This is a genomic window from Enterobacter sp. 940_PEND, from assembly GCF_001059415.1.
GTDB classification, from domain to species: Bacteria; Pseudomonadota; Gammaproteobacteria; order Enterobacterales; family Enterobacteriaceae; genus Enterobacter; species Enterobacter cloacae_M.
This window is the reverse complement of record NZ_JUMS01000122.1, coordinates 1-17,100: the sequence shown is the minus strand read 5'-3', so window position 1 is coordinate 17,100 and position 17,100 is coordinate 1. Positions and strand designations below refer to the sequence as shown.

17 protein-coding genes are annotated in these 17,100 nt (G+C 56.5%); 6 read left to right on the top strand and 11 right to left on the bottom strand.

Going from position 1 to position 17,100, the window contains the following annotated elements:
* Positions 1-81: 81 nt before the first annotated feature.
* Positions 82-2,472, bottom strand: a complete 2,391-nt coding sequence (locus ADJ24_RS17065) for a glucose/quinate/shikimate family membrane-bound PQQ-dependent dehydrogenase (protein WP_023310427.1) — start codon at positions 2,470-2,472, stop codon at positions 82-84.
* A gap of 208 nt (positions 2,473-2,680) precedes the next feature.
* On the opposite strand from ADJ24_RS17065, the gene hpt reads away from it, so the two are divergent.
* Positions 2,681-3,217, top strand: coding sequence for a hypoxanthine phosphoribosyltransferase (gene hpt / locus ADJ24_RS17060; protein WP_008501948.1), 537 nt, complete (start codon positions 2,681-2,683; stop codon positions 3,215-3,217).
* A gap of 61 nt (positions 3,218-3,278) precedes the next feature.
* Here hpt and can read toward each other — a convergent pair whose 3' ends face one another.
* Positions 3,279-3,941, bottom strand: a complete 663-nt coding sequence (can, locus tag ADJ24_RS17055; protein ID WP_008501947.1) for a carbonate dehydratase — start codon at positions 3,939-3,941, stop codon at positions 3,279-3,281.
* 107 nt (positions 3,942-4,048) lie between these two features.
* Between can and ADJ24_RS17050 the strand changes: the two genes are divergently transcribed.
* The 4 genes from ADJ24_RS17050 to ADJ24_RS17035 all read left to right on the top strand — a co-directional run bounded on the left by ADJ24_RS17050 (position 4,049) and on the right by ADJ24_RS17035 (position 7,597).
* Positions 4,049-4,975, top strand: a complete 927-nt coding sequence (locus ADJ24_RS17050; protein ID WP_003856300.1) for an ABC transporter ATP-binding protein — start codon at positions 4,049-4,051, stop codon at positions 4,973-4,975.
* Positions 4,972-5,742, top strand: coding sequence for an ABC transporter permease (locus ADJ24_RS17045; protein ID WP_023310428.1), 771 nt, complete (start codon positions 4,972-4,974; stop codon positions 5,740-5,742). Before ADJ24_RS17050 ends, ADJ24_RS17045 begins: the two co-directional genes overlap by 4 nt.
* Before the next feature lie 104 nt (positions 5,743-5,846).
* Positions 5,847-6,287, top strand: a complete 441-nt coding sequence (locus ADJ24_RS17040) for a PTS sugar transporter subunit IIA (protein WP_023310429.1) — start codon at positions 5,847-5,849, stop codon at positions 6,285-6,287.
* Positions 6,288-6,349: 62 nt separating this feature from the next.
* On the top strand, positions 6,350-7,597 hold the full coding sequence (locus ADJ24_RS17035; RefSeq protein WP_023310430.1) for a polysaccharide deacetylase family protein: 1,248 nt from the start codon (positions 6,350-6,352) through the stop codon (positions 7,595-7,597).
* A gap of 3 nt (positions 7,598-7,600) precedes the next feature.
* Here the strand turns inward: ADJ24_RS17035 and panD are convergent, their stop codons facing one another.
* The 9 genes from panD to thpR form a co-directional block, all read right to left on the bottom strand.
* Entirely contained in the window at positions 7,601-7,981 is a 381-nt protein-coding gene (gene panD / locus ADJ24_RS17030) for an aspartate 1-decarboxylase (RefSeq protein ID WP_006810068.1), read from the bottom strand.
* Positions 7,982-8,014: 33 nt separating this feature from the next.
* Entirely contained in the window at positions 8,015-8,866 is an 852-nt protein-coding gene (panC, locus tag ADJ24_RS17025) for a pantoate--beta-alanine ligase (RefSeq protein ID WP_023310431.1), read from the bottom strand.
* Between the two features lie 11 nt (positions 8,867-8,877).
* On the bottom strand, positions 8,878-9,669 hold the full coding sequence (gene panB / locus ADJ24_RS17020) for a 3-methyl-2-oxobutanoate hydroxymethyltransferase (RefSeq protein ID WP_023310432.1): 792 nt from the start codon (positions 9,667-9,669) through the stop codon (positions 8,878-8,880).
* Between the two features lie 123 nt (positions 9,670-9,792).
* Positions 9,793-10,272 (bottom strand): 2-amino-4-hydroxy-6-hydroxymethyldihydropteridine diphosphokinase, encoded by a 480-nt coding sequence (gene folK, locus ADJ24_RS17015; protein ID WP_023310433.1) that lies wholly within the window; start codon positions 10,270-10,272, stop codon positions 9,793-9,795.
* Positions 10,269-11,666 carry a polynucleotide adenylyltransferase PcnB gene (gene pcnB / locus ADJ24_RS17010; RefSeq protein ID WP_072162357.1) on the bottom strand — a complete coding sequence of 466 codons (1,398 nt, stop codon included), beginning with the start codon at positions 11,664-11,666 and terminating at the stop codon, positions 10,269-10,271. The genes folK and pcnB overlap by 4 nt, the downstream gene beginning before the upstream one ends.
* Positions 11,667-11,708: 42 nt before the next feature.
* Positions 11,709-12,599: a tRNA glutamyl-Q(34) synthetase GluQRS gene (gene gluQRS, locus ADJ24_RS17005; protein WP_023310435.1), complete on the bottom strand. Its 891-nt coding sequence runs from the start codon at positions 12,597-12,599 to the stop codon at positions 11,709-11,711.
* Positions 12,600-12,658: 59 nt separating this feature from the next.
* Positions 12,659-13,114, bottom strand: a complete 456-nt coding sequence (gene dksA, locus ADJ24_RS17000; protein WP_001155232.1) for an RNA polymerase-binding protein DksA — start codon at positions 13,112-13,114, stop codon at positions 12,659-12,661.
* A gap of 176 nt (positions 13,115-13,290) precedes the next feature.
* Positions 13,291-13,995, bottom strand: coding sequence for a DNA/RNA nuclease SfsA (gene sfsA, locus ADJ24_RS16995; RefSeq protein ID WP_023310436.1), 705 nt, complete (start codon positions 13,993-13,995; stop codon positions 13,291-13,293).
* Positions 13,985-14,539 (bottom strand): RNA 2',3'-cyclic phosphodiesterase, encoded by a 555-nt coding sequence (thpR, locus tag ADJ24_RS16990; protein WP_023310437.1) that lies wholly within the window; start codon positions 14,537-14,539, stop codon positions 13,985-13,987. Before thpR ends, sfsA begins: the two co-directional genes overlap by 11 nt.
* Before the next feature lie 73 nt (positions 14,540-14,612).
* Between thpR and hrpB the strand changes: the two genes are divergently transcribed.
* Positions 14,613-17,042 carry an ATP-dependent helicase HrpB gene (gene hrpB / locus ADJ24_RS16985; RefSeq protein ID WP_023310438.1) on the top strand — a complete coding sequence of 810 codons (2,430 nt, stop codon included), beginning with the start codon at positions 14,613-14,615 and terminating at the stop codon, positions 17,040-17,042.
* The last annotated feature ends 58 nt before the right edge of the window (positions 17,043-17,100 follow it).

Here is a 17,100-nt window from a genome sequence, read left to right as displayed (position 1 = left end):
GCCTGATGCCCTCACCCTGACCCTCTCCCACAGGGAGAGGGAACAAACACAAAAACGGCAACCGAAGTTGCCGTTTTGCTTTTATTTGCCTTCGTCAGGCAACGCATATGCGACGATGTAGTCGCCCATTTTCGTGCCAAACGAACCGTGACCGCCGGCAGAGATGACAACGTACTGCTTGCCATTCACTTCATAGGTCATCGGCGTGGCCTGTCCACCAGCCGGCAGACGGCCCTGCCACAGTTTTTCACCGTTGGTCATGTTGTACGCGCGCAGATAGTTATCTGCGGTTGCCGCGATGAACAGCACGTTACCGGCGGTGGAAATTGGGCCACCCAGCATTGGCATACCCATATTGAACGGCACCGGAACAGGCATCGGGAACGGCATGCTGTCCTGAGGCGTACCAATACGTTTTTTCCACACGATCTGGTTGGTTTTCAGATCCAGGCCGGAGATATAACCCCAGGCAGGCTGTTTACACGGCAGACCAAACGGAGACAGGAACGGGTTCAGCGTTACGCCAAACGGCACGCCGTACTGCGGCTGAATGCCGGCTTCGGTACCGCTGCCTTTCGCGTCTTTCGGCTGCTCCATTGGGTTGCCCGGACCGCGCGGGATCAGACGGGAAACGAACGGCAGCGCCATCGGGTTAGCAATCGCCACCTGACGGTTAGGGTCAACGGAGATCCCGCCCCACTCGAACATCCCCAGGTTACCCGGGAAGACCAGCGTGCCCTGCTCAGATGGCGGCGTAAAGATGCCTTCATAGCGCAGCTGGTGGAACATCACGCGGCACACCAGCTGGTCAAACATGGTGGCACCCCACATGTCTGCCCCGCTGAGGTCTTTCTTCGGACGGAAGCTCAGGTCAGAGAACGGCTGGGTTTTGCTGACGTAATCGCCTTTCGCCGCGCCCTGCGGAACCGGTTTTTCCGGTGCTGGCACGACCAGCTTGCCGTTGCTGCGATCCAGCACGAAGATGTTGCCCGTCTTGGCCGGAGCGTAAATCACCGGAACGGTTTTGCCATTAACGGTAATGTCGGCCAGCGTCGGCTGGGACGGCATGTCCATATCCCACAGATCGTGGTGAACGGTCTGGTAGCTCCAGGCCAGCTTGCCGGTGGTCGCGTTCAATGCCACGATAGCGCTGGCATAACGCTCCTGCTCCGGCGTGCGGTTACCGCCCCAGATATCTGGCGTGGTCACGCCCATTGGCAGGTAGACCAGGTCCAGCTTCGCGTCATACGCCGCCGGTGCCCAGGAGTTTGGCGAGTTAAAGGTAAAGGTGTGCTCGTCCGACGGGATCGCGTTGGGATCTTTCGCGCCCGGGTCGAAGGCCCACAGCAGCTTACCGGTGTTCACGTCGAAACCACGGATAACGCCGGAGGTTTCACGCGTGGAGAAGTTATCCGTTACCGAACCGGCAATCACGATGGTTTTATCGGTGATGATTGGCGGCGAGGTTGGCTCATACAGACCCGGCGTGGTGTCCGGCATGTTGGTCTGCAGGTTCAGGATACCTTTGTTGGCAAAGGTTTCGCACAGCTTGCCCGTTTCGGCATTGATGGCGAACAGACGGCCATCGTTCACCGGCAGCATGATGCGGCGAGGACAGTCAGCAATGACTTCCGGGCTCGCATTATCGGCGCGCGCTTCGTGGTAAGAGACGCCACGGCAGGTGACGTGCTGGAAGGACGGGTTGGAGTTCAGCTGCGGATCGAAGTGCCATTTCTCTTTACCGGTGGCCGCGTCAAGCGCGAACAGACGCTGGTGCGCCGTACACAGATAAAGCATGTTGCCGACTTTAATCGGCGTCACTTCGTTGGTCAGCTCGCCCGGATCGTTCGGCATCTTCACATCGCCGGTACGGAATACCCAGGCTTCCTTCAGGTTTTTAACGTTGTCCGCGTTGATCTGCTTCAGCGGAGAGTAGCGTTGACCTTCCTGATTACGACCATACGCAGGCCAGTCGCCGTCAGCGACCTGGGAGATAGCTGCCGCAGGCGTGGATTCCGCGTTCAGCGTACCGTTGATCTCCTGCGGGTCATTAAAGCCTGCCCAGGTCAGAATGCCGCCGGTAATAAGCAGGGCAACAACCAGGCCCGCTACCGCACCGCTGGAAGGCACAATCAGGCGACGCCAGACGAACGGCAGGATCAGCCAGATACCGAAGAAGACCAGGATGTCGCTGCGCGGCGTCAGTGCCCAGAAGTCAAAACCGACTTCCCAGACGCCCCAGATCATGGTGGCAAGAAGGAGGGCGGCATACAGCCACAGTGCAGATTGTTTTCTACGCAACAGCAGGACGGTTACGGCAACCATAACCAGACCCGCAATCGGGTAGTACCAGGAGCCGCCTAAAGCGACCAGCCAGACGCCACCGATTAACAGATACAGCGCGCAGAAGGCTGCGAATGCGGCTGTTAATGTCACCAGTAGACGCGGCTGTTTAGAGTTTGTTTCAGCCATAGAAAGTGTACCCGTCAGTTTTTGTTAATAATTTGCTAGCAACTAATTATAGGTATTAACAAGTGTGATCGGAATCACAATATTTGCTTTTTATAACTCATACGCCAGGCTTATCCATTTGCTGATATAATGGCTGGCTTGCGTATCAGTGCTGGATATTAACTCATCCGTATTGAGAGATTTTCACTAAAATCATTTGGTTAGTAATATGAAACATACTGTTGAAGTGATGATCCCGGAAGCCGAGATCAAAGCGCGTATCGCCGAACTGGGTCGTCAAATCACCGAACATTACAAGGACAGCGGCAGCGAAATGGTGCTGGTCGGTCTGTTGCGCGGCTCTTTCATGTTCATGGCAGACCTGTGCCGTGAGGTGCATGTGCCCCATGAGGTCGATTTTATGACCGCCTCCAGCTACGGCAGCGGCATGTCCACTACCCGTGATGTGAAAATCCTGAAAGATCTGGATGAAGATATTCGTGGCAAAGATGTGTTGATCGTTGAGGACATCATCGACTCCGGCAACACGCTGTCAAAAGTGCGCGAGATCCTGAGCCTGCGCGAGCCAAAATCTCTGGCGATTTGTACGCTGCTGGACAAACCTGACCGTCGTGAAGTTCAGGTGCCGGTTGAGTTCGTGGGCTTCTCGATTCCTGACGAATTCGTCGTCGGTTACGGCATTGACTACGCGCAGCGCTATCGTCATCTGCCGTATGTGGGGAAAGTGGTACTGCTGGACGAGTAGTTGCAGGCTGATGCCCTCACCCCGGCCCTCTCCCACAGGGAGAGGGAGAACATTCCCGGCTTTATTTATGGTTCACATGCTTAAGCTGAAGGTTGGCAATCCCCGAACGGTAACGCTGCTCCAGCGTTTCGCGGTTGGTGGCGGTCACTTCCAGATTGCGCAGCAGGCCATCGTGAATACCGTACGCCCAGCCGTGGATAGAGACCTTCTGCCCGCGTTTCCACGCTGATTGCATGATCGTTGAGTGGCCCAGGTTATATACCTGCTCCATCACGTTGAGTTCGCAAAGGGTATCCATACGACGCTCCTGCGGCATTTCGCCCAGCAGTGAGCTATGTTTGAACCAGATATCGCGGATGTGCAGTAGCCAGTTATCAATGAGCCCCAGTTCCGTGTTTTCAACCGCCGCCTGCACGCCGCCGCAGCCATAATGGCCGCAGATGATGATGTGCTCGACTTGCAGAACGTCCACGGCATACTGAACAACAGAAAGACAGTTGAGATCGGTGTGAATCACGAGATTGGCGACATTGCGGTGAACAAACAGTTCGCCGGGTTCAAGGCCGGTCAGGCGCTCCGCCGGTACGCGGCTGTCGGAACATCCAATCCAGAGAAAGCGTGGGTTCTGAGCCTGCGCGAGTTTTCCAAAAAATCCGGGGTCTTCCTCCACCAGCATTTTTGACCATAGTGCATTGTTGCTGATGAGTGTATCTATGTTGTTCATGGAGGTTAGCGACCTGTAACCGAGTTATTGCGTTGCGCTACTATAGGGTAACCCGACTTTTAATGAAACCACACAACGTGTGTAAGAACTGAAGGTAAGTTAATTTCATGGCAATTGCACTGGAGCTTGAGCAGCTTAAAAAAACCTATCCGGGTGGCGTTCAGGCGCTACGCGGAATAGATCTGAAAGTAGAGGCCGGTGATTTTTACGCGCTTCTGGGGCCGAACGGGGCGGGGAAATCGACCACCATTGGGATTATCAGCTCGCTGGTCAATAAAACGTCCGGCCGGGTGAGCGTCTTTGGGTACGACCTGCAAAAAGATGTGGTGAACGCCAAGCGCCAGCTGGGGCTGGTTCCGCAGGAGTTCAACTTCAACCCGTTCGAGACGGTGCAGCAAATTGTCGTTAACCAGGCGGGCTATTACGGCGTTGAGCGTAAAGAGGCCCTCGAGCGTAGCGAAAAATACCTTAAGCAGCTCGATCTGTGGGAAAAGCGTAACGAACGCGCGCGCATGTTGTCCGGCGGGATGAAGCGCCGCCTGATGATCGCCCGTGCGCTGATGCATGAGCCAAAACTGCTGATCCTCGATGAGCCGACTGCGGGTGTCGATATCGAACTTCGTCGCTCCATGTGGGGCTTCCTGAAAGATCTCAACGATAAAGGCACCACCATTATTCTGACCACCCACTATCTGGAAGAGGCTGAAATGCTGTGCCGCAACATCGGCATCATTCAGCACGGCGAGCTGGTGGAGAACACCTCGATGAAGAATCTGCTCTCCAAGCTGAAATCCGAAACCTTCATTCTCGATCTGGCGGCGAAAAGCGCGCTGCCAAAACTTGAAGGTTACAACTATCGTCTGGTGGATACCTCGACGCTGGAAGTGGAAGTGCTGCGCGAGCAGGGGATTAACAGCGTGTTCTCACAGCTGAGCGCGCAGGGGATTCAGGTTTTAAGTATGCGTAACAAAGCGAACCGACTGGAAGAGCTGTTTGTCTCTCTGGTACATGACAAACAAGGAGACAAGGCATGACGCATCTTTACTGGGTCGCGCTGAAAAGTATCTGGGCGAAAGAGATCAACCGCTTTATGCGTATCTGGGTGCAAACCCTGGTGCCGCCGGTCATCACGATGACGCTTTATTTCATCATCTTCGGTAACCTGATTGGTTCCCGGATTGGTGAAATGCACGGCTTTACCTATATGCAGTTTATCGTGCCGGGCCTGATCATGATGGCGGTGATCACCAACGCCTATGCCAACGTGGCGTCGTCATTCTTCAGCGCCAAGTTCCAGCGCAATATTGAAGAGCTGCTGGTCGCGCCGGTGCCGACGCACGTCATTATCGCGGGCTATGTTGGCGGCGGCGTGGCGCGCGGGCTGTGCGTGGGGATCCTGGTCACGGCGATTTCGCTGTTCTTCGTGCCGTTCCAGGTCCACTCGTGGCTGTTTGTCGCGCTCACGCTGCTCCTGACGGCGATCCTGTTCTCGCTGGCCGGTCTGCTGAACGCCGTGTTCGCCAAAACGTTTGACGACATCAGCCTGATCCCGACCTTCGTGCTGACGCCGCTGACCTATCTCGGCGGGGTGTTCTACTCCCTGACGCTGCTGCCACCGTTCTGGCAGGCGCTGTCGCACCTGAACCCGATTGTCTACATGATCAGCGGGTTCCGCTTTGGCTTCCTCGGTATCACCGATGTGCCGCTGTTTACCACGGTGGCGGTGCTGGTGGTGTTTATCATCGCCTTCTACCTGCTCTGCTGGTCGCTGATCCAGCGCGGACGCGGGCTGCGCAGCTAATCTTTTGCCCGGCGACGTTCTGTTTGCCGGGCACTTTCTTTGACAGTTATCACCGTAAGCTAACCTTCACTCCGCTAAACTACTTGCCTGCTAAGGAGGGAGTTATGCTGGGATGGGTTATCACCTGCCACGATGAACAGGCGCAGGAAATGCTGGATAAGCTTGAAGCCAGATTTGGCCCGCTGGTGCAGTGCCGGGCGGTAAACTACTGGCGCGGGTTGAGCACCAACATGCTGAGCCGCATGATGTGTGATGCCCTGCATGAAACGGACACCGGCGATGGCGTGATTTTTCTTACCGATAAATCGGGCGCGGCGCCTTACCGCGCAGCCGCGTTGCTGAGCCATAAGCACGCGTGCTGTGAAGTGATCTCGGGTATTAACCTCTCCCTGCTGGCGTTAATGTATCCGCAGCGTGGCTCCTTAAGCAGCGCTGAGTTTCGCCAGGCCATCGTTGCGCAGGGCGTTCCGGGCGTCAGCAGCTTGTGGCATCAGCAGCAAAAAAATCCTCCCTTCGTCCTGCTCCACGATTTGTATAAGAATTAAACGTTGGTATTGATGTCTCATTTGTTACAATAGCGGCAGTTTTCCGCACCGATTAAGACACCATGCTACCGCGCATTCTTTTCTTGCTATTGATGCTCATTTCCGGCGTCAGCTCAGCCAGTTTACTCAGTCAGCACACGCTGCCTGCCCAGTACATGCAAACCACCGAAGACGCGGCGATCTGGGCGCAGGTGGGGAACAGCGTGATCAACGTCGGTAACGTCCGCGCCGGGCAGATCCTGGCCGTTGTGCCCGCGGCGGCGGACTACTACGAATTTCGCTTTGGTTTTGGCACGGGGTTTATCGACAAGGGACACCTGGAGCCGGTTCAGGGGAAACAGCGCGTCGAGGACAGCCTCGGGGATCTCAATAAACCCCTCAGCAATCAGAACCTGATTACCTGGAAAGACACGCCGGTGTATAACGCGCCGTCGAGCGGCAGCGCGCCTTTCGGCACGTTAAGCGCCAATCTGCGCTATCCGATACTGAATAAACTGAAGGACCGTCTGAATCAGACCTGGTTCCAGATCCGCATCGGCAATCGTCTGGCGTGGATCAGCAGCCTGGACGCGCAGGAAGATAACGGACTTCCGATTCTGACCTACCATCATATTCTGCGTGATGAAGAGAACACCCGTTTTCGACATACGTCCACGACCACCAGCGTACGCGCGTTCAACAACCAGATGGCCTGGCTACGCGATCAGGGTTATACCACCCTGACGATGTACCAGCTTGAAGGGTACGTGCGTAACAAAATGAACCTGCCTGCAAAATCGGTGGTGATTACCTTTGACGATGGCCTGAAATCCGTCAGCCGCTATGCCTATCCAGTGCTGAAAGAGTACGGCTTCAAGGCTACCGCGTTTATTATCTCTTCCCGCATAAAAGGCCATCCGCAGAAGTGGGATCCAAAATCGCTGCAGTTTATGAGCGTGCAGGAGATTAAGGGGATTCAGGATGTGTTCGATATTCAGTCTCACACCCACTTCCTGCACCGCGTGGATGGGTATAAACACCCGATTTTACTGAGCCGCAGCTATCACGTGATTTTGTTTGATTTTGAACGCTCGCGTCGCGCGCTGGCGCAGTTTAATCCACGCGTGCTCTATCTTTCCTATCCGTTTGGCGGCTACGACAATAAAGCGATAAAGGCGGCGAATGACGCCGGTTTTCATCTGGCGGTGACGACGGTGAAAGGGAAGGTGAAGCCGGGGGATAATCCGTTCTTGCTGAAACGCCTGTACATCTTAAGAACGGATTCGCTGGAGACAATGTCGCGGCTGATCAGCAATCAGCCGCAGGGATAGTGCTTAAGCAACCTGAACCGGAATCGCCTTCGCGGTACGTTTCATGTCGTTGTCGCCTTCAAAGTAGGCAACTTTCGGCTGCCAGCGGCGTGCTTCTTCATCAGACATCATCACGAAGCTGGCGATAATCACAATATCGCCCACGTCCGCGCAGTGCGCTGCCGCGCCGTTAACGGAGATGATTTTAGACCCGCGCTCGGCGGCGATGGCGTAGGTTGAGAAACGTTTGCCGTTGTTAACGTTCCAGATATCAATCGCTTCGTTTTCAAGGATGCCCGCAGCATCAAGGAAATCCTGGTCGATGGCGCAGGAGCCTTCATAGTGCAGGTCGGCCTGGGTGACTTTCACACGGTGAAGCTTACCTTGCAGCATTTTGCGAATCATTACGTTTACCTTTCATCTTCCGGGTAGAGAAACCTACGCCAGTTCAACCACTTTGTTGTCGATTAGGCGGGCCTGACCAAGCCATGCCGCCACCAGAATGACCGCACGTTTGCTGGTCTGTGTAAGCTCCAGAAGCGTGTCGGCATCGCGAATTTGAATATCATCAGCGCGGAAGCCTTTATCGTTCAGCGCCTGTTCAGCCAGAGCAATAATCTCTTCGGCCGTTAACTCTTTCGCCAGCAGCTGTTCTGCCATGGTGTTCATGACCTTGCTTAAGCCCGGCGCGATTTTACGCTGGTCCGCGGTCAGGTAGCCATTTCGCGAGCTGAGCGCCAGACCGTCTTTCGCGCGTACAATCGGTACGCCGACAATCTCGATATCGTAACCCATATCCGCAACCATCTTGCGGATCAGCGCCAGCTGCTGGAAATCTTTCTCACCGAAGCAGGCAACGTCCGGCTGCACCAGGTTGAACAGCTTGCTGACGATGGTCGATACGCCGCGGAAATGACCCGGGCGGCTTGCGCCTTCCAGCATGGTGGAAATGCCCGGTACGTCAACGTAAGTGGCCTCATCGGTACCCTGAGGATAGACATCCGCCGGTGCCGGAGAGAAGACAATATCCGCATGGCGTTTTTTGAGCTTCTCGCAATCTTCCTGCAGGGTGCGCGGATAGCGTGCCAAATCGTCGGCGCGGTCAAACTGCATTGGGTTAACGAAGATACTGACCACCACGATATCTGCACGGGCTCTTGCTTCGTCAACCAGCTTCATATGGCCGTCATGCAGGTTGCCCATGGTCGGGACCAGTGCGATACGTTTACCTTCCTGACGCGCGCGGCGGATATGCTGGCGAAGCAGCGGCAGGGTTTCAATGATTAGCACAACGAGACTCCTTAATGGAAACTGTGTTCTTCACCCGGGTAAACACCGGATTCAACGTCGGCAATATACTGCCTGACCGCAGCGCGCATGTCGCCCGCTTCGGTGAGGAAATTTTTGGCAAACTTCGGAATATGCCCGCCGGTGATGCCAAAGGCGTCGTGCATCACCAGGATCTGGCCGTCGGTCACGTTGCCTGCACCGATACCAATCACCGGAATCGACAGGGCTTCAGTAATACGCTTCGCCAGTTCAACCGGCACGCACTCCAGCACCAGCAGCTGGGCGCCTGCGGCTTCCAGCGCCAGAGCATCATCCAGCAGCGTCTGGGCGGCGTCACCGCGGCCCTGCACCTTATATCCACCAAAGATGTTGACGGACTGCGGCGTCAAGCCCAAATGGCCGCACACCGGCACGGCGCGCTCGGTGAGCATCTTCACCGTATCCACCAGCCAGGCGCCGCCTTCAATTTTGACCATGTTAGCGCCAGCACGCATAACCGCTGCCGCGTTTTCGAATGCCTGCTCCGGCGTGGCATAGGCCATAAACGGCAGATCGGAAAGCAGCAGGCAGGCTGGAGCCCCGCGGCGCACCGCACGTGTATGGTAAGCGATATCCTCAACCGTGACCGGCAGGGTGGAATCATGTCCTTGTACCGTCATCCCTAACGAATCTCCGACCAGCATGACGTTGATACCCTCTTCGGCAAAGAGTTTGGCGAAGCTGTAGTCATACGCGGTGATGGTGGCGAAGCGTTTTTTTTCCTGTTTGCATTTCTGCAGTAAGGAGATGGTGGTTGGTTTCATACTGTTTCCTGATAGCCCAAAAGCGAATCTTTGCGCATTCTAACAGTAACATTCGGGGGAACAATGATTTTAGGTAACCGATTAGCCACAATTATTTTGAGGTTAATCGGCAGGGGAACCGGATCACCAGCGGGCGGGTCTTTCCGCGTTGAGGTTGTCCAGAATGGTCCTGAGTGGGATGCCATCCGGGAAGATGAGATCGGGAGCGACTTCAAACAGCGGCCAGAGCATAAACCCGCGATTTTTCATGTCGTAATGCGGAACGGTGAGACGTTCAGTGTTAATGGTCTCGTGACCAAACAGCATAATGTCGAGGTCCAGCGTGCGCGGTCCCCAGCGCTCGGCTTTGCGTACGCGGCCCTGCTGCAGTTCGATGCGCTGGGTGTTATCCAGCAGCGTTTCGGCATTCAGAGCGGTTTCCAGCACCACGGCGGCATTGAGATAATCAGGCTGATCCTGAGGACCCAGCGGCGGCGTGCGGTAGAAAGAGGAGACCGCCACGATCCCGCTTTGCGGGATCTCCCCCAGCGCCTGTACGGCAGCGTTCACCTGCTCCAGCGGAGAGGCTAAATTGCTGCCGATGGCGATATACGCAAGGGTCATGCTGTCCCTTCACGACGCGGCGCGCGTTTGCGCGGACGACGATGGCGACGACGCGGTTCCGGCTCTTCATCCAGCCCGGTTAGCATATCTTTTTGCTCCGGCGGTGCGGAAACCTGGAATTCAGCCCACCACTGCGCCAGGCGCTGCAGCTCCTGGTTGCGTTCAATTTCAGCACGCAGCGACAGCAGATCGAAGGCGGCGCGGAATTTTGGATGCTCCATCAGCTTCCAGGCGCGTTTGCCCTGACGACGGGACATGCGCAGCTGAAGCTGCCAGATATCGCGCACCAGCGTGGTAATGCGTTTTGGAATGGCGAGCGTACGGCACCCTTCGTCCAGCACGTCGTTTGCGGCCAGCGCGAAGGCATCATAGTATGCAAGCCCGCTCTCCTGGGTAATTCGCTGGGCCGTTTCCAGCAGCGGATACCAGAACATCGCCGCAAACAGGAATGCCGGATTGACGCGCATGTCGTTGCGAATACGGGTATCGGTATTTTTCAGCACCTGCGCAATCATCCGCTCCATTGGGCTGTCACCGCTTTCGGTGAAGTAGCGGGTAATGGTCGGGAACAGGGGCTGGAACAGGTTGTATTCGCGCAGCAGATTGTAGGTTTCAAAGCCGTGGCCGGCCTGCAGCAGCTTCAGCGCCTCTTCGAAAAGGCGGGCAGGCGGCACGTCGTTAATCAGCGTCGCCAGGCGCGGAATCGGCTCTGCCGTTTCCGGGCTGATGCGCATATTGAGCTTGGCGGCGAAACGCACGGCGCGCAGCATACGCACGGGATCTTCGCGATAGCGCGTTTCCGGCGTGCCAATCAAACGGATCAGACCTTCTTTCAGGTCCTGCATGCCGCCGACGTAATCACGCACGGTGAAATCCGCCACGCTGTAATAAAGGCTGTTGATGGTGAAGTCGCGACGCTGGGCATCTTCTTCGATAGAGCCGAAGATATTGTCACGCAGCAGCATGCCGTTCTGGCCGCGCTGTGACGTGGTGCGATCGGATGCGCCGGCTTCGTGGTGGCCGCGGAAGGTCGCCACTTCGATAATTTCCGGCCCAAACATCACGTGAGCCAGACGGAAACGGCGGCCAACGAGACGGCAGTTGCGGAATAATTTGCGCACCTGCTCAGGCGTGGCGCTGGTCGTCACGTCGAAATCTTTTGGTTTTTTGCCCAGCAGTAAATCACGTACTCCACCGCCCACGAGATAGGCCTCGTAGCCCGCTTTATTCAGACGATAGAGCACCTTGAGGGCATTTTCACTGATATCTTTGCGGGAAATAGTGTGCTGCTCACGCGGAATAACCGACATGTGTGGCTGTGCAATAGCATCGTTCGCCATGCTCTCTTCGCGGCTTAGCACTTTACGGCAAAAATTAGCGACTCGGGTAAAAATGGTACACCTCGTAGTGTGTTTTGTTATGAAAAAAGCGGCTAATCATAGCTCAGCGCAACGCATTTGAGAATGCTGGATTTTTGGCACTGCTGCGAGCGTCCAGTTGGCAACGGCCATTTTCAGCAGTTCGTCAATACGCAGATCCTGCCATTCGTTGGTTACATTCTGGTTGAGAAATCGCAGCGCGTCGATCAAAACAGGACGCGGATCGCCGTCTGGCAGGGCCGGGGCGTGGTTCTGCTTTGACAATTTAAAGCCCTGCGCATTGACCGCCAGCGGCAGATGAATGTAGTCCGGTGCCGTCCAGCCAAACTGGTGATACAGCGATATTTGTCGCACCGTCGGTTCGACCAGATCCGCCCCGCGCACAATTTCCGTCACGCCCTGAAAACGATCGTCGACGACCACCGCCAGGTTATAGGCAAACAGGCCGTCACGGCGGTGAATAATAAAATCCTCACGCGCCAGGCGTTCATCGGCATGAACCTCACCGGAGAGTAAATCGGTAAAGCGCGTCACCGGGGAGCGCTGCTTTATACGTACGGCGGCATTTTCCGGGGGAAGATTAAGCGTGCGGCAGTGGCCGTCATAGACGCCACCCACGCTCTGGATACGCGCGCGGGTGCAGGTGCAGTTATAGGAAAGTCCCCGATCGCGAAGCCAGGCCAGACGTTCCCGATAGGCATCGTGACGTTTTGACTGCCAGAGCACCTCGTCATCCCAGTGAAGACCGTAATGTTCCAGCTGACGCAGAATCGTCTCTGCAGCACCGGGAACTTCACGCGGGGGGTCAATATCTTCAATGCGGACAAGCCATTTTCCCAGGCGGGCGCGAGCCTGCAGGTAGCTGCCGAGCGCGGCAATTAATGAGCCGAAGTGTAATTCACCGGAAGGAGATGGCGCGAAGCGCCCAATATAGTGTGATTCAGACATATCAACAGTAACAAGGCGGGAGAGACTCCCGCCTTTAGAGTGTGTAAACAGCGCTGGTATTAACCGGCCATCTGTTTTTCGCGGATTTCGGCCAGCGTTTTACAGTCGATGCACAGATCGGCGGTTGGACGAGCTTCCAGGCGACGAATACCAATTTCAACACCGCAGGATTCGCAGTAGCCAAAATCTTCGTCTTCGACTTTTTTCAGCGTTTTCTCGATCTTTTTGATCAGTTTGCGTTCGCGGTCACGGTTACGCAGTTCGAGGCTGAACTCTTCTTCCTGAGCGGCACGGTCTACCGGATCCGGGAAGTTAGCAGCTTCATCCTGCATATGAGTAACGGTGCGATCGACTTCATCCCTGAGTTGATTACGCCATGCTTCAAGAATACGCTTGAAGTGCGACAGCTGGGCTTCGTTCATATACTCTTCGCCCGGCTTCTCTTGATACGGCTCCACCCCAGCGATGGCGAGAATACTCAGGGACGATGTTTTACGGTTTTGCCCTTCTTGCATGTTGCTTCTCCTTAACACGCACTATCGATCCCCGTGTTGGGGGAAAAATCAGGTCGCTATAAATAGCAGATGCTTTTCCGTATGGCAATTATCTAAACGTAACACTTGACAAGCCTGTGAGGAAAAGCGTATTTGCGCACGCGGCCAGAACACTTATTCGACAATCGTCTAATCCCTTATAAGACAATGGGAAGAGACGATCTCAGAGTCATATTATCGGCAGAAAGTTCCGCTTTATAAGCGAAAACCTCTACCCCCTGCTTTTGTGCCTCATTCAACAATTGCGCGTATTTAGGATCAATATGGCGGGCAGGGGAGAAACGTTCAATGGCTGAATGCAACACCGCAAACAGCAATACGGCGCGTTTGCCCGCCGCCGCAACACTCATTAGCTCTCGCAGATGCTTCTGGCCACGTAGCGTTACCGCATCCGGGAAGTAGCCATTTTCCTGTTCCGCTAACGTCACTGATTTTACTTCAATATAGCACTCGGGCCTGTCTTCCGCCTGTAACATGAAGTCAATTCTGCTGCCTTCATCGCCATATTTCACTTCACTTTTATGCGTGCCATATCCCACCAGTTCGGGAATGGTGCCAAGGGTCAGCGCTTCCTTAACCAGCTGATTTGCGCGCTGGGTATTGACGCAAATAAATGCCCCGTTTTGCGTTTCGGTCATTTCCCAGGTATGGGCATATTTGCGTTTACTATTTTCTGATGTGGAATACCAGACTCTGTCACCCGGCGTCGCACACCCCGTCATGGCGCCGGTATTGGGGCAGTGCAGGGTGAGCTGAACCCCTTCGGGGGTAATCACGTCGGCGAGGAAGCGTTTGTAGCGTTGGATAAGCGTGGCGTGCTGCAGGGGAGGACTAAACTTCATCGGAATTCCTTTCGGTGTTGCCCAGCGTCCAGCGCTGTAGCGGCGTATAGCGGGTGCGTCCCTGTGCAAAGACTGATTCGTAAAGCGCGAATGCGTTGACCGGAAAGGCCCAGTGAAAACCCGGCGGCGGGATGGCAACGGCCTGACCGGCATCGCGCAGCAGCGTGATATGTGGATGAAACGGCTGTGGGCTCTGATAACAGCCGCTGCGCGCCGCCTGGGCGCGCAGCATATTCGCCAGCTGCAATAATCCGCGCGGCGGCTGGCGCGTTCCCAGCCACACCACGCGCGAACGCGGCCACTGGCCCGCGTCGTCGAGGTGCAGCGTAAATTCCGGCTGGGCAATACGCCCGGCCATTGCGGCTAACGCCCGCTGTTTTTCGGCACTGACGTCGCCCAAAAAGGCCAGCGTCAGGTGCAGGTTGGCCGCAGCGACAGGGCGGCCTGCTTCCGGCGGAAAGCAATCAGCGCGCCAGCGAACAATTTGACGCTGTATGGTGGTGGGCAATTCAATGGCAAAAAACAGCCGTTTCGACTCAGGCATACGGAGGACTCGGTAATGATATGCGCCGATGCTACAATGTACGCCGACTAATGTTAACCCTCTGGAGCTGTTAGTGTCCTCATTGCCGGTCGCCGTCATTCTTCCTGAGCTTCTCGCTGCCTTACACCATGCCCCGCAGGTTTTGCTGAATGCTCCTACGGGCGCGGGCAAGTCCACCTGGCTGCCGCTGCAGATTCTGAAAGACGGAAACATCAGCGGGAAAATTATCCTGCTGGAGCCGCGCAGGCTGGCCGCGCGCAACGTGGCGCAGCGTCTGGCGGAACTGCTGAATGAAAAACCGGGCGAAACGGTAGGTTACAGGATGCGTGCCGAGACCTGCGTTGGCCCGACCACGCGTCTTGAAGTGGTCACCGAGGGTATTCTCACCCGCATGCTGCAAAACGATCCTGAGCTGACCAGCGTCGGGCTGGTGATCCTCGATGAATTCCACGAGCGCAGCCTGCAGGCGGATCTGGCCCTCGCGCTGTTGCTGGACGTGCAGCAGGGGCTGCGCGACGATCTCCGGCTGCTTATTATGTCGGCCACGCTGGATAACGAGCGGCTACGACAGGCATTACCCGATGCGCCGGTCATCAGCTCAGAAGGGCGGGCGTTTCCGGTTGAACGCCGCTATCAGCCGCTTTCCTCCCATCAGCGTTTTGACGAGGCCATCGCCATTGCCACCGCTGAGCTGCTGCGCCAGGAAGCGGGTTCCCTGCTGCTGTTTTTGCCCGGCGTGGGCGAAATCCAGCGCGTGCAGGAGCAGCTTTCTGCCCGCGTAGGCGGAGACGTGCTGCTTTGCCCGCTCTACGGCGCGTTGTCGCTACAGGATCAGCGTAAAGCCATCCTTCCGGCCCCGGCGGGGCAGCGCAAGGTGGTGCTGGCAACCAACATTGCTGAAACCAGTTTGACCATTGAAGGGATTCGCCTGGTGGTGGATAGCGCGCAGGAGAGGGTGGCAAGCTTTGATCCGCGTACCGGGCTGACTAAACTCCTGACGCAGCGCATCAGCCAGGCGTCGATGGTGCAGCGCGCGGGCCGCGCGGGGCGTCTTGAGCCGGGCATATGCCTGCATTTGACCAGCGCGGAACAGGCTGAACGCGCTGCACAGCAAAGCACGCCGGAAATTTTACAAAGCGATTTGTCTGGTCTGGTGATGGATCTGCTCCAGTGGGGCTGCCCGAACCCTGAGCAGCTCACCTGGCTTAATCCTCCTCCTGTCGTAAACCTCACCGCTGCGCGCACCCTGCTGACTCAGCTCGGCGCGCTGGAAGGCGAGCGTCTGACGGCGCGCGGCCAGAAAATGGCGGCGCTGGGCAACGATCCGCGTCTGGCCGCGATGCTGGTGGCCGCGCAAGGGGATGATGAAATTGCCACGGCGGCAAAACTGGCGGCTATTCTTGAGGAGCCGCCTCGCGGTGGCAGCAGCGATCTGGGGCAGGCGTTTTCGCGCAGCCAGGGGAACTGGCAGCAGCGTGCGCAGCAGTTGTGCAAACGCCTGAATAGCCGGGGAGGAGTGCCTGACAGCGATAAGATTGCCTTCCTGCTGGCCCAGGCCTTCCCGGACAGGATCGCGCGTCGGCGCGGGCTGGACGGTCGCTACCAGCTGGCAAACGGCATGGGGGCGATGCTGGACAGCGATGATGCGCTGACGCGTCACGAATGGCTGATCGCCCCGCTGCTGCTGCAGGGCAGCCATTCTCCGGATGCGCGTATCCTGCAGGCGATTGCCGTAGAGATTGACGCCCTGACGCGTGCCTGTCCGCAGCTGCTTCAGCAATCTGATACCGTGGAATGGGATGACGCCCAGGGCACGCTGAAGGCCTTTCGTCGCAGCCAGATTGGCAAGCTGACGTTAGGAACGAAGCCGCTGGCGAAGCCGTCGGAAGACGAGCTTCACCAGGCGATGCTGAACGGAATTCGGGAAAAAGGGCTGAGCGCCCTGAACTGGACGCCGGAAGCGGAGCAGTACCGCATTCGTCTGCACTGTGCCGCGAAGTGGCTACCGGAATACGGTTGGCCTGCGGTGGATGACGAGACGCTGCTCGCTACGCTTGAGCGCTGGCTACTGCCGCAAATGAGCGGCGTACACTCTCTGCGAGCCCTTAAGGCGCTTGATGTTAAGACCGCGTTACAGAATTTACTGGACTGGTCATTACGTCAACGTCTGGATAGTGAACTGCCAGGGCATTACACTGTGCCGACCGGAAGCAGGATTGCCATCCGTTATCATGAGGATAATCCGCCGGCGCTGGCGGTTCGGATGCAGGAGATGTTTGGTGAAGCCACCACGCCGTCCATTGCGGAAGGGCGTGTGCCGTTAGTGCTTGAGCTGCTGTCGCCTGCGCATCGTCCATTACAAATCACCCGAGATCTGGGGGCGTTCTGGGCGGGAAGCTACCGTGAAGTGCAGAAAGAGATGAAGGGGCGATATCCCAAACATGTCTGGCCGGACGATCCGGCGAATACGGCGCCGACGCGGCGAACGAAGAAATATTCGTAAAAGGGGAGTGCGGCCTGATGCCCTCACCCCGGCCCTCTCCCACGGGGAGAGGGAGAAA

Excerpts from the sequence above, each read along its gene's own strand:
- ADJ24_RS17065 (WP_023310427.1), bottom strand. The coding sequence starts at position 2,472 with ATGGCTGAAACAAACTCTAAACAGCCGCGTCTACTGGTGACATTAACA.
- hpt (WP_008501948.1), top strand. The coding sequence starts at position 2,681 with ATGAAACATACTGTTGAAGTGATGATCCCGGAAGCCGAGATCAAAGCG.
- can (WP_008501947.1), bottom strand. The coding sequence starts at position 3,941 with ATGAACAACATAGATACACTCATCAGCAACAATGCACTATGGTCAAAA.
- ADJ24_RS17050 (WP_003856300.1), top strand. The coding sequence starts at position 4,049 with ATGGCAATTGCACTGGAGCTTGAGCAGCTTAAAAAAACCTATCCGGGT.
- ADJ24_RS17045 (WP_023310428.1), top strand. The coding sequence starts at position 4,972 with ATGACGCATCTTTACTGGGTCGCGCTGAAAAGTATCTGGGCGAAAGAG.
- ADJ24_RS17040 (WP_023310429.1), top strand. The coding sequence starts at position 5,847 with ATGCTGGGATGGGTTATCACCTGCCACGATGAACAGGCGCAGGAAATG.
- ADJ24_RS17035 (WP_023310430.1), top strand. The coding sequence starts at position 6,350 with ATGCTACCGCGCATTCTTTTCTTGCTATTGATGCTCATTTCCGGCGTC.
- panD (WP_006810068.1), bottom strand. The coding sequence starts at position 7,981 with ATGATTCGCAAAATGCTGCAAGGTAAGCTTCACCGTGTGAAAGTCACC.
- panB (WP_023310432.1), bottom strand. The coding sequence starts at position 9,669 with ATGAAACCAACCACCATCTCCTTACTGCAGAAATGCAAACAGGAAAAA.
- folK (WP_023310433.1), bottom strand. The coding sequence starts at position 10,272 with ATGACCCTTGCGTATATCGCCATCGGCAGCAATTTAGCCTCTCCGCTG.
- gluQRS (WP_023310435.1), bottom strand. The coding sequence starts at position 12,599 with ATGTCTGAATCACACTATATTGGGCGCTTCGCGCCATCTCCTTCCGGT.
- dksA (WP_001155232.1), bottom strand. The coding sequence starts at position 13,114 with ATGCAAGAAGGGCAAAACCGTAAAACATCGTCCCTGAGTATTCTCGCC.
- sfsA (WP_023310436.1), bottom strand. The coding sequence starts at position 13,995 with ATGAAGTTTAGTCCTCCCCTGCAGCACGCCACGCTTATCCAACGCTAC.
- thpR (WP_023310437.1), bottom strand. The coding sequence starts at position 14,539 with ATGCCTGAGTCGAAACGGCTGTTTTTTGCCATTGAATTGCCCACCACC.